6 protein-coding genes are annotated in these 12,502 nt (G+C 70.1%); 3 read left to right on the top strand and 3 right to left on the bottom strand.

Features of this window, described 5'->3' with window-relative positions; translation table 11 throughout:
• A complete protein-coding gene (locus OG787_RS35740) occupies positions 1 to 678 on the bottom strand; it encodes a TetR/AcrR family transcriptional regulator (RefSeq protein WP_405537999.1) in 678 nt (225 codons plus the stop codon).
• A 205-nt stretch (positions 679 to 883) separates the two neighbouring features.
• Between OG787_RS35740 and OG787_RS35735 the strand changes: the two genes are divergently transcribed.
• The gene (locus OG787_RS35735) at positions 884 to 2,410 is read left to right on the top strand and encodes an MFS transporter (protein ID WP_405537997.1); all 1,527 of its coding nucleotides are present in this window, start codon (positions 884 to 886) and stop codon (positions 2,408 to 2,410) included.
• Positions 2,411 to 2,477: 67 nt separating this feature from the next.
• Here the strand turns inward: OG787_RS35735 and OG787_RS35730 are convergent, their stop codons facing one another.
• Positions 2,478 to 3,665: a DUF6183 family protein gene (locus tag OG787_RS35730; RefSeq protein WP_405537996.1), complete on the bottom strand. Its 1,188-nt coding sequence runs from the start codon at positions 3,663 to 3,665 to the stop codon at positions 2,478 to 2,480.
• 101 nt (positions 3,666 to 3,766) lie between these two features.
• Between OG787_RS35730 and OG787_RS35725 the strand changes: the two genes are divergently transcribed.
• On the top strand, positions 3,767 to 8,293 hold the full coding sequence (locus OG787_RS35725; protein ID WP_405537994.1) for a DUF6531 domain-containing protein: 4,527 nt from the start codon (positions 3,767 to 3,769) through the stop codon (positions 8,291 to 8,293).
• A gap of 123 nt (positions 8,294 to 8,416) precedes the next feature.
• Here the strand turns inward: OG787_RS35725 and OG787_RS35720 are convergent, their stop codons facing one another.
• Positions 8,417 to 10,120 carry a TIGR04141 family sporadically distributed protein gene (locus OG787_RS35720; protein ID WP_405537992.1) on the bottom strand — a complete coding sequence of 568 codons (1,704 nt, stop codon included), beginning with the start codon at positions 10,118 to 10,120 and terminating at the stop codon, positions 8,417 to 8,419.
• A 190-nt stretch (positions 10,121 to 10,310) separates the two neighbouring features.
• Between OG787_RS35720 and OG787_RS35715 the strand changes: the two genes are divergently transcribed.
• On the top strand, positions 10,311 to 12,437 hold the full coding sequence (locus OG787_RS35715; protein ID WP_405537989.1) for an N-6 DNA methylase: 2,127 nt from the start codon (positions 10,311 to 10,313) through the stop codon (positions 12,435 to 12,437).
• Positions 12,438 to 12,502: the final 65 nt, after the last annotated feature.

Here is a 12,502-nt window from a genome sequence, read left to right as displayed (position 1 = left end):
TCAGCGGCTGCCGGCCCCCGTGGAGAGCAGCCCGTTGATGACCAGGGTCGCCAACGACTCGGCGGTGGCGGCGAGTTGCTCGGGTGTGGCGGGGTGGGCCCGACCCAGCCGCCGGGCCAGCGGAAGGTCGATCATCCCGGAGATGGGCGGGAGGATCGCGAAGAACAGGACGTCCATCGGGGTGGGCGCCATGCGCCCGGCGGCCACCAGCCGGTCGATGCTGGGCACCAGGGTCTGGAGGGTGGGCCCGATGTAGTGGTCGTACAGATAGTCGAGGCGCTCGGTGTCCCGCGACAGCTCGTCGACGAAGAGCCGCCCGAGCTGCGGGGTGTCGACCGAGGTCAGATAGAGCGCGGTGACGATACGCCGAAGCCGCTCGGCGTCGTCGGGCGCGTCGCCCGAGGGGTCCTCGATCGGCAGCAGGGCGAGCTGCGCCCCCAGCGCGAAGTCGACGACGGCACGCCAGAAGGCCGCCTTCGACCCGTACCGGTCATTGATGAAGTTATGACTGACGCCGAGCCGCCGGGCCAGCTCACGGGCGGAGGCCCGGTCGTACCCCAGCTCGGCGAAGGCTTCGAGGCCACGCTTGAGGATGCTGTCCTCGTCGGGCAGGGCACGGGTGTCGGCGCCGGGGCGGCCGGGACGCCGGGCGAACGGGGATTCGGCTGCTGGTCCCACGTGATGACCTTCCTGGCTGATTGAACTCGGGACCAGCTTACTTGACGGGTGTCAGATTACGGGTAATCTGACAACTGTCAGACGGGCTGGATCGCGGGGCTTGAAGGCCGCCTCCAGGCCCCGGGCGGCCCCCTGACCTGCCCTCTCGCCCTCTCTCCCTGCCTCCCTCCCTCCTGCCCTCCTGCCCTTCGTCTGGAGCCTCGCCATGCCAAAATCCACCGCCGCTAATTCTGTTGCTGGGGCAACCGTGTCGTCCCTACCTCTCTCGGAGGGACCTCCCTCCGAGGGACCTCCCCGCCATCGCTGGTGGATCCTCGCCGTCATCGGGGTGGCCCAGCTGATGGTGGTTCTGGACTCGACGATCGTGAACATCGCGCTCCCCTCGGCCCAGCAGGACCTGGGCTTCTCGGACGGCGACCGCCAGTGGATCGTCACCGCCTACGCCCTGGCCTTCGGCAGCCTGCTCCTGCTCGGCGGCCGGATAGCCGACCTGTTCGGCCGCAAGATGACGTTCCTGGTGGGCCTGGTCGGCTTCGCCGGCGCCTCGGCGGTCGGAGGAGCGGCGGGCAGCTTCGAAATGCTGGTGGGCGCACGGGCCGTACAGGGCCTGTTCGGCGCGCTCCTGGCCCCGGCGGCCCTTTCTCTCCTCACGACAACCTTCACCGACGCGAAGGAACGAGCCAAGGCGTTCGGCGTGTACGGCGCGATCGCGGGCGCGGGCGGCGCGATCGGCCTGCTCCTGGGCGGCGTACTGACCGAACACCTGGACTGGCGCTGGACCCTGTACGTCAACATCGCCTTCGCGGCGGTCGCGTTCGCAGGCGGCGCGGTCCTGCTCCGGCGCAGCACCCGCGACAAGACGGCGAAGATCGACGTCCCGGGCGCGATCCTGGTCTCGGCGGGCCTGTTCTGCCTGGTCTACGGCTTCTCGAACGCGGAGACACACGACTGGAGCTCCGCGGCGACATGGGGCTTCCTGGCGGCAGGCGCGGCGCTGCTGGCGGCGTTCACCTGGTGGCAGACCCGCTCCCCGCACCCCCTCCTCCCCCTGCGCGTGCTGCTGGACCGCAACCGCGGGGCGTCGTTCATCTCGGTCCTGCTGCTGGGCGCGGGCATGTTCGGCGTCTTCCTCTTCCTGACGTACTACCTCCAGCAAACTCTCGGCTACACGCCCATCGAAACGGGCCTGGCCTTCCTCCCGATGATCGCCGCACTGATGATCGCCTCGACGATCGCGACGACGGTACTGGTCCCCCGCATCGGCCCGAAGCCGATAGTCCCGCTGGGCATGGGCCTCGCGGCGGCCGGCATGGTCTGGCTGACAGGCCTGGACCTGAACAGCGGCTACGCCGCCGACATCATGCCGCCACTGGTGGTGGCGGGGCTGGGGTTGGGGCTGGTGATGGCTCCGGCGATGGCACTGGCCACGGAGGGGGTACGGGCGGAGGACACGGGGGTTGCCTCGGCGGCCGTGAACACGATGCAGCAGGTCGGGGGGTCGCTGGGGACAGCGCTGCTGAACACGCTGTCGACGAGCGCGGTTGCGAACTACCTGGAGGGGAGGAACCCGAAGGATCCGGGGGTGGTCGCGCAGGCGGGCTTGGAGGGGTACTCGACGGCTTATTGGTGGTCGGCGGCGTTCTTTGGGGTCGGCTTGGTGATCAGCGCGGTCCTATACCGACGGGGCGCACCGGCTGCGGACCCAAGCGGGGCTCCGGTGGTGCACATGTGAGACGGGCGTGGCCTGAACGGCCTTGGGTGCCCCGGCGTTCCGTAAACGCCGGGGTGCCCAAGGCCGTTCAGTAGGCGTCGGTGTCGGTCGCCGCCAGCACCGCGATCCGGGTACCGCTGGGATCGAGCACGGCAAAGGCCACGTCCGCCGTGTCATGGTGGAACCAGTCCGTGAACGCCATGAACCGCACCCACCGATGGTCGGCGGCGAGCCGCACCGCTTCCGGGAACGGGATGTCGCCGGGTAGCCCCATCAACGCGTACAAGCTGTTCCAGGCATGCAGTCGGGCGTACGCGGCCCCCTGCCCCTGACCGTTCACCCCGCCGGTGTGCGCTGCCGCGAACAGTTCGTTGATCACGTCGTCGGCCGTGGTGTGACAGGTGAGAGCACCGCCCCGGCGCGTCCCCTCACCTGCCAGGCAATCCAGGGGCAGTTCCTTGATGAACGCGATGTTGAAGTCGTCCGGTTCGAGCGTTCCCGGCAACGTGAAGAACCGCGCCTCGGGCTCGCGGGACCAGCCGCTGACGGTGAAGGGCTCGGCGACCGTCGCCGCGCGCCCGGCGTCGGGGCTCTCAACAGCCGTACGCCCGGCTGCCGTTCCACTGCCGGTGGGGGGAATCTCCGGGAAGCGGGACCGCAGCTGGTCCGGGGTTTTCACGGACCCGAGGCCCCGCACACGAACCCCGAACCGATACTCGACGTCCAGGCGAGTCCTCGGCAGCCGGGCCAGCGGATGCCCCAACTCGCGCAGCCGCTCCGCGTAAGCGTCCAGGGCGGGCCGACCGCGCCCCGCGCCGATCAGGGCCAGCTCGCCGAGGATGCAGGCCCGTACCTCCACCGCGGGGTCGTCGACCCGCTCCGGCAGCTCCCCGAACAGGGCTTCCAGATCACGCGGTTGCTGAGCCTTGACCAGCTTCTCGGCCACGGAACGCCGCACCCGGTCGCCTTCCTCCCGGCCGACGGTCCCGAGCGGCAGCAGCCCCACGATGTCCACGGCGAACCTCGCGCACTCCCGGGAGCGCGTCTCGGCGAGGGCATCGGCGATCCGTCGGACGGTGCGCGCCACGGAGAGCCCCTCGGGTCCCTCGGGCTCCTCGGGTCCTGCACCGAGCGCCGTGCGGCCCAACTGCTCCGCCGCTTCGTACAGTTCCTGCGGGCGTGACTCGGCCAGCTGCTTCAGCTCCGCCGGGCTGGACCGCTCCCAGCGGGTCCGGCGGGAAGCAGCGTCGCCGGGCGTCACGTCGTTGTCGTTCACGCCCGAAGTCTACGAGCAGGGATCGAGTAACTTTGCTGAGGCATACGCGCCTTGAGTGAACTTGACTGACCTTGAGTGAAGCAGTGCGACGGGGGACGAACGTGGGACATCGGCCGACGGACTGGCACGTTCTTGATCTGGACAAGGACCCGACGCCGGGCGACCCGACCCGGGTGCGCTCGCTGGCGAGGACCCTGCACGACTTCGCCGACGACGTCTCGGAAGCGCTGCGGCTGGTGAAGGGGATGGCGGGGGAAGACGCCATCCTGACGTCGGTGGGCAAGACCGCCGACGTCTTCCGCGACGAGTTCTCCAGCGTTCCGAAGAACCTTCAGAAGCTCAAGAAGTCCTACGACCTGGCCGGGGACGCGCTCGCGGCGTACTGGCCGGAGCTCGAACGCGCCCAGACGCTCGCGGACAAGGCGCTCGCCAAGGGGCGGGAGGCGCAGGCCGATCTCTCGTCGGCCAAGTCCCGTCTGTCGTCGGCCGATTCGTGGGTGGGCCGGGCGACCAAGGAGGCCGACAAGTACAAGGATGACCCGACCGGCGGCAAGGGAGTCGACAAGCCCGACGAGGCGAAGGTGCGGGCGGCCACCCGGGACGCGCACAGCGCCGAGTCCGCGCGGACCTCGGCCCAGTCGGACGTCACGTCGGCCTCCAGTGCTCTGGACGCGGCGAAGAAGATGGCCGAGGACGCCCGGCAGATGCGCGAGGAGGCCGCCAGGGACGCCAAGCGGAAACTGGACGAGGCCTCTGACGCCGGTATCCAGAACCGCAGTTGGTACGAGGAGATCGGCGACTGGGTCTCCGACAACTGGGACTCCATCGTCGCGGTGTGCAAGATCGTCGTCACCGTCGTCGGCGTCGTCGCGATGATCATCGGTGGCCCGATCCTCGGCGCGATCGTCCTGATCGCCGCGCTCGTCGTTCTCGCCGACACCCTCAACAAATACGCGAAAGGCCAGGCCTCCCTGTGGGACGTGGGCTTCGCCGCCCTCGACTGCATACCCGGCGGCAAGGGCATCACGTCCCTCGGCAAACTCGCCAAAGGCATGAAGGGCCTCGGCAAGACAGGGCTCAAGGGCATGGCCAAGGGGTTGAGAGGCGGGCTGCGCCGGGGAGCGGACGACGCGGTGGGCGCGAGCAAGCCCGCCAAGACGCGCTGCAAGAACGGTGACCCGGTCGACATGGTCTCCGGCGAGATGCTCATGGAGGAGACCGACGTCGAGCTTCCCGGTCTCCTCCCGCTCGTCCTGCGGCGCACACACCTCTCGACCTACCGGTGGGGCCACTGGTTCGGCCCGTCCTGGGCGTCCACGCTCGACGAGCGTCTCGAACTGGACAGCGACGGCGCCGTGTTCGCGGCCGACGACGGCATGATCCTCATCTATCCCGTCCCCGCACCCGGCACCTCGGTCATGCCGCTGGAAGGCCCACGCTGGCCGCTCGACTGGGACGGCACACCCGGCGCCCCCATCCGCATCACCGATCCCGCCACGGGCCACACCCGCCACTTCGCCCCGCTCGGCAGCGTCACAGCCGCCCACGACACGTTCGTCCTCCCGCTGGCCGCGGTGACCGACCGCAGCGGACGCCGCATCGACTTCGACCGGGACGAGAACGGCTCCCCCATCGCCGTCCGCGACTCCGCCGGCCGCCACCTGCACATCGACACCGAGGGCGACCGTGTAGTCGGGCTGCGGCTGCGCGACGAGGAGGAGGGCCCCCACGGCACGCCACTTCTCCGCTACGGATACGACACCGACGGCCACCTCACCGAGATCCACAACTCCAGCGGCCTTCCGCTCAGGCTCACCTACGACGACCGCGCACGCATCACGTCCTGGACCGACCGCAACGGTTCCTGGTACCGCTTCACGTACGACGACCAGGACCGCTGCATACGAGGCGAGGGCGCCGACGGCTACCTTTCCTGCGCCATCGCCTACGACGCGGAGACCCGAGAGACGCGCTACACCGACTCCCTGGGCCACACCACGACCTACCGGCACAACGAACGCCGCCAACTGGTCGCCCAGACCGACCCCCTCGGCAACACCACGTACGCCGAGTGGGACCCGTACAACCGGCTGCTCTCCCGGACGGACCCGCTCGGCCACACGTCCCGCTTCACCTACGACGAGCGCGGCAACCTCACCTCGGTGGTCCGGCCCGACGGCACGGCCACCACCGCCGAGTACGACGCCTCCGACCGCCCACTGACGATCACTCTGCCGACCGGCGGCACGCGTGGGTACGCGTACGACGAGCAAGGCCGCCCTACGGCGACGACGAACCCCGACGGCGCGGCCACGAGGTTCGCCTACGACACGTCCGGCGGCCTCCTCTCCGTCACCAACGCCCTGGGAGCGACCCACCAGGTCGAGCCGGACCCACTGGGCCTGCCCGCCTCCACGACGGCGCCGCTGGGCGGGACCACACACGTCGTCCGCGACGCCTTCGGGCGCATCACCGAGTCGGTCGACCCCACCGGCGCAAGGACGCGCACGCGGTGGACGGTCGAAGGCCGCCCCGCCGAACGAACCATGCCCGACGGACGAAGCGAAAGCTGGTCGTACGACGGCGAGGGCAACACGGTCCTCTACACCGCCCCCGACGGCCGCGGCGTCACTCACACCTTCACTCACTTCGACCGCCCCGTCACCCGCACGGAGGCGGACGGCTCGACAGTCCACTTCACGTACGACACCGAACTCCGCCTCACCTCCGTGACGAGCGCGTCGGGCGCGGTGTGGTCGTACACGTACGACCCAGCGGGCCGACTCGTGGCCGAGACCGACTTCAACGGCCGTACGATCGCCTACTCCTACGACGCGGCGGGCCGCCTGACCAGCCGCACCAACGGCGCCGGCGAGACCACCACCTACGTACGCGACGCCTGCGACCGAGTCGTAGAACGACACTCCGGTACCACGGTCACGACGTTCACCCACGACGCCGCAGGCCTGCTGATCGGGGCCACCACCCCGGACACAGTCCTCACCCTCACCCGGGACGCGGTCGGCCGAGTCGTCACCGAGGAGTGCAACGGCCGCGCTCTGCACACGGCGTACGACCTCCTCGGCCGACGCGTGGAGCGGCGCACGCCGTCGGGCACCGTCAGCCGGTGGGAGTGGGATGCGAACAACCGCCCCACACAGGTCCAACTCGCGGGCAACGCACTGTCGTTCGACTACGGCGCCTCGGGGCACGAGACCGAGCGGCGGCTCGGCGGGACGGCCGTACTGTCCCAGGAGTGGGACGCGGGCCACCGCCTGACGGGCCAGACGGTCACGCGGGGCGCGGGCCTGTCGTCCGGCGAACAGTCGGAACGGCTGCTGTACCGCTCATACGCATACGGCCAGGACGGCGACCTCACGGCCATCGAGGACGAGACCCACGGCACGCGCCGCTTCACCCACGACCGTCTGGGCCGAGTGGAGGCGGTCTCCGCCACCGGATGGTCGGAGCGCTACACCTACGACGCGGCGGGCAACGTCAGCCGCGCCGACACCCCCGAGGGCCCGCAGGCAGAACGCACCCACGACGGCACGCTCGTACGCCGGGCCGGCCACATCACCTACGTCCATGACGCCCAGGGCCGCCTGGTCCGACAGTCACGCAGACTGCTGTCCGGCGGCGCGCGGGAGTGGACGTACACCTGGGACGCAGAGGACCGCCTCACCCAGGTCACCACCCCGGACGGGCGCCGCTGGTCGTACGTCTACGACGGCCTGGGCCGCCGCGTCGCCAAACGCCTGCTGTCCGACGACGGCAGCCGTGTGATCGAGGAGACCGTCTTCACCTGGGACGGCTCACACTTGGCGGAGCAGAGCGACGGGACGGGCGGCGGCCGGAGGAGCAGCTGGGAATGGGCTCCCGGTACGAATCGCGCGTTGCTGCAACTCGACGAGGACGAGGTAGACCGCCGTTTCTACGCCATCGTCACCGACCTGGTGGGCACTCCCACGGAGTTGGTGAACGAGGAGGGCCGGGTAGCGTGGCGCGCCCGCACGACGTTGTGGGGCACGCCGTTCGCCGACGGGACGAGCGATCCGGACACCCCGGTCGACTGCCCTCTCCGCTTCCCAGGCCAGTACCACGACAACGAGACCGGCCTGCGCTACAACTTCCGGCGCTACTACGACCCCGAGAACGCCCGCTACATCAGCGCGGACCCGCTGGGCTTGGCCCCGGCCCCGAACCATCACGTGTACGTGATCAACCCCCTCCGCTTCACCGACCCCTGGGGCCTGGTGAGCTGTGAGGGCAGCAACCACGGAATCAGCACGGCCCGCGAGAACCACATCGAGGGCCAGCACGGCCCCGGCGCCCAGGACCGGGTACGGGAGACAGCCGACCCGACCGGCCCGGAACCCTCACTGCCGGGCGAGTTCTACGACGACTTCCTCTGGGACGGCGAAGACTTCGTCCTGGGCCGACGCCTCATGGATGGCGTCGACGGAACCCCGGCCATCCCCAACCCCCGGGCCCGAGCCGGCCAGAACACCCACCTGCACCGCTTCGACCATGGCAGCCCGGTGGGCATCAACGGAAGCGGACGGGAGACGAGTGTGGTGGAGGTTGTCATTCGGGACGGGGACATTCATACGGCTTATCCGGTGTGAGGGCGGGGGCGGGGCGCCACCCTCTCCCGGCTCAGCTCCGTTCCTCGGCAGGTCGACGCACCACCGCCGACCATGCGCGAGTTCGTCAGCTGGCTATCACCATGGGCGTGTCAGACGCGCCCATTACGCGGCCAGGCGGCGGATTCCCGCCCGGCTCGGAACCGCCGTCACGGCCTGGATCCCGGTGACCTCGACCGCGACGCCCCACGCCTCAAGGAGCTTGGCCGTCTGCGCAAGGGTGACCTGCGAAAACGGGAAGAGCGTGTCGGCGGTGAGGTCGGTTCCGTTCTTCAGCAGGATCGCGAAAGTGACCTTCGAAGGCCGGAAACCTTCCGCCAGCCCCCTGCCGGGCCGGGCCGCAGCCACCTTGCGAGCGAACCCGTCCATGGCCTCCGGCGAGTGCAGCAGAGTCTGCACGGCGACCACGGCCTGGCCGAACAGATGGCTCAGCGCGTCGGACCCCTTGGCCCGCTTCACCATGACGAGGACGTTGTCCGGGCTCAGGAGGTCGCAGATCTCCACGCCGTTGCCCCGGTGCAGCGCCGTCCGGACGTTGTCGCGGTCGAAGCAGACGTACCCGGGCCGCAGGTCGGGCACCGACTCGTTGTAGTCCCGCTCCTTGTCCCCGAGCACCCAGGCCGGCAGGTCGACCGAGGGCGAGTCGGTGATGAGCCGCTCGACCTGCGAACGGATCGCCGCCAGGTACGCCTCGCCGATCTCGTACCACTGGCCGTCCAGCAGGAAGAACCGGCGGTCGCCGAGCGCCACCTCCACTTCGATCCAGCGCAGCACGTGCGACGTCCGGATGGCGTCGCCCTTCTCCGCCCGGGTGTGCGAGTGGAGGGTGACCGTGCCGTCCCGGAGCGCGGCGAAGCGCGTTCCGGGTCGCTGCACGCGGGCCCGGTTGAGGACGTACTCCAGGCTGAAGTCGTCGGTGAGGTACGCCTCCGGGCTGTGCACCTTGGTGGCGAACGCCTGGGCGGCGGCGTAGTCGTCCCAGTGGTCGGACGGGACGGCGACGGCGATACGTCCGTCAGGCGGCTCGCCCAGCATGTCGTCGAGCCGCTCCTCCAGCCGCGTGACGAGGTCGCCGTCCTTGACCGGGACGATGTGCTCGACGAATTCCAGTGCCTGACTCGGGTCCTCTTCCCGGAGAACACGGGCGATGGCCCTGATGTCCGCGACCAGGTCCGCGGGGTCGACGCCGAGCCGCATCCGCAGCCCGGTGCCGCCCTCGACGCTGGAGACCTTCGTACGGTTGTCCCGACCGATCGTGAGCTGCATCCGCTCCAGCCGACCGCCCAGCCGACGCACGATCTGCGCGTGCTCCTGGACACCCAGGCTCCAGACCGGAGTGCCGCCCGGCACGAGGGTGATGTCGGTCCGGCCGCCGCCCGGCGTATGGGCGACCAGGTCGCGGATCTGGGCGGGGTCCACTCTGCGGATCACGAAGCTCAGTCCGAACCGCCGGTCCTTGACACGGTCGGGCACCAGGCGGAACCCCTGGTCGTAGCCGATGGCGTACACCTCGCCGTCGACCGCGAGCATCAGCAGCCCGGCCGACCGGTTCACCGGCCGCGACACCTCGCACCCGGTCGTGCGGTTGATCTCGTCGCACCAACTCGCCTCGGACTGCTCGAAGCTGCCCGAGACCAGCAGTGCCGGAACCCCCAGGTGCTCCTCCGGGAACTGAAAGTCCGCGTCGACGGCTTCGAGCTGCTCGGGGTCAAGAACGTCGAACATCGCGTCGACCGTGGGAGTGACGCCGGTGAGCCGGTAGAGGGTGCGCTTGGAGGTGTTGGAGGGACTGGAGGTCCTGGTTGCCATGGTGGTGCTCCGTTCGGAGGTGTTGTGGGCAGAGGGATGCCCGGGAGTCCCGGGGAAGCGGGGAGGCCGGGTGAAAGCACTCCCAGTACATCTCCAACTGAAAGCACTGTCAAACACTTCACGCCAGTGAGGCGCTGGTATAGAGTGGGACCGTCCAGCCCGCCCGCCCCTACGTCACCGGCAGGAGCCCATGAACCAGCAGGCCAGCTCCCTCGTGACCGCCGCCGACATCTCCCGGCTGGCCGGGGTCACCCGCGCCACGGTGAGCAACTGGCGCCGTCGACACCCGGACTTTCCCGCCCCGGCCGGAGGCACGGACACCAGCCCCACCTACGACGTCGACGCCGTACGCGCCTGGCTCTCGGCCCGTGGCCAGCTCCCCGAGGACACGCCGACGGACGAACTCCGCACCGCGCTGCGCACCCACTCCGGCGACGCGGACCTCGCCCTGCACCTGCTCCCTGCGGTGCTCGCAGCCGCCCAACTGGACCGGAGGATGCGCGAGGCCCTCCCCGAACTGGGTGACGACGCGCTGCTGCACTGGGTCCGAGCGGTGACGGCCGACAAGGCGGATGACCTTCCCGGATTCGAAGGCTTCACATACAGCGCCGACGCAGCCGGGCCGCTCAGGGCTTTGCTGCGAAGCGTCGCCGTGGAGGGTGCCGAGGCCGCGACGGACGTCCTTGCCGAACGCCTGCTTGAGGACGCCGGGGGCACAGGCACCTACCGCACACCGCGCCCCCTGGCCGACCTCATGGCCCGGCTTCTGACCGACAGCACGGGCGACGACTTCCCCGCGAGCGTTCTCGACCCCGCGTGCGGCACCGGCTCGCTGCTCGCCGCGGCTGCATCCGCCGGGGCGACCGAGCTGCACGGCCAGGACATCCTGGCCGCCCAGGCCGCCCAGGCCGCCGCGCGGCTCCGGCTGAGCGCCCCTGAGGCGGTGATCTCCGTACGTACCGGGGACAGCCTGCGCTCCGACGCCTTCAAGAGCCTCACCACAGTCGCCGTCCTGTGCAATCCGCCGTACGGCGTCCGTGACTGGGGGCACGAGGATCTGGCGTACGACCAACGCTGGGCCTACGGCGTACCACCCAAGGGCGAGCCCGAACTCGCCTGGGTCCAGCACTCCCTGGCCCACCTCGCACCCGGCGGCCGTGCCGTGCTCCTCATGCCGCCCGCCGCCGCGGAACGCACCGCCGGTCGGCGTATCCGGGCGCAGCTCGTACGCGACGGAGCCCTCCGCGCGGTCGTCTCACTTCCCCAAGGCGCGGCCACCCCGCTCCACATCGGCCTGCACCTGTGGGTGCTCGAACGGCCGGATCCGCAGGCCGAACCTCCGGGGACGGTTCTACTCGTCGACGCCGCCGCTGCCGAGAACCGGGACCTCGACTGGACGGCCATCCACAACACCGTGCTCTCAGCGTGGCGGCCTTACCTCGCCGACCGGGACGGCTTCACAGGCGTCCCGGGCATCACAGGCGCCGTGCCGATCACGGACCTCCTCACCGAGGCCGTGGACCTGACTCCGGCCCGCCACATCCGAACGGCTTCCCGGCAGGCTCTGCGCCCCGCCCTGCTGGCCGGCCAGGCATCGGACTTGTACGGCCAACTCCGGCAAGCCACGAAGGACCTGACCGACCTCAGCACCGAAAGCGACTGGCCACCGGCCGACGACCGCCTCCGCGACTGGCGCACTGCGACGGTCGCGGATCTGCTGCGCGGCGGCGCTCTCAGTCTGCTTCGTACCGCGCCCCCGGGCCGCCGGACTCGCAGCGGCGAACCGCTGCCGCAACCCGAACCAGAACTCGGCGAACGTCCGATACTCACGGCAGCCGACGTCATGCAGAACCGACCCGCCTCCGGAACGAAAGCGGACCTTCCTACCGACGCTCCCCTCCCCTTGGTCCAGGAAAGTGACGTGCTGCTCACAGAAACGCTCCGCGTGGGGAGCAGCGCCGTGACGCGGGTCGTCGAGCCGGGCGAGACAGGCTGCTTCCTAGGGCCCCAGCTGCTGCTCTTCCGCCCGGATCAACGTCGGCTCGACCCCTGGTTCCTGGCCGGGTTCCTCGCAGCGGAACAGAACGTCAACGCTGCGGCCACCGGCACATCCATCGTTCGAGTGGACCCACGACGACTCCGCGTCCCCTTGCTCCCACTCGCCGAACAGCAGCGCTACGGCGCGGCGTTCCGCCGCCTGCACGAGCTGCGTACCGCCGCCCGCCGTGCCGACCAGGCCGCCGAGGACGTCACACGTCTTCTCAGCACCGGACTCACAGGCGGCGCGCTGTTGCCGGACGGTCACGGATCGGCGTGAAACCTTCGGCCCGGCACCACGAACAGCCAGACTTGACCCCTCCGTCCCTCGGGGACGGCGAAACT

It is taken from the genome of Streptomyces sp. NBC_00075 (assembly GCF_045041225.1).
In the GTDB taxonomy this organism is placed as follows: domain Bacteria; phylum Actinomycetota; class Actinomycetes; order Streptomycetales; family Streptomycetaceae; genus Streptomyces; species Streptomyces adonidis.
Note: the sequence above shows the minus strand (reverse complement) of the source record. Positions and strands in the feature narration are given on the sequence as shown.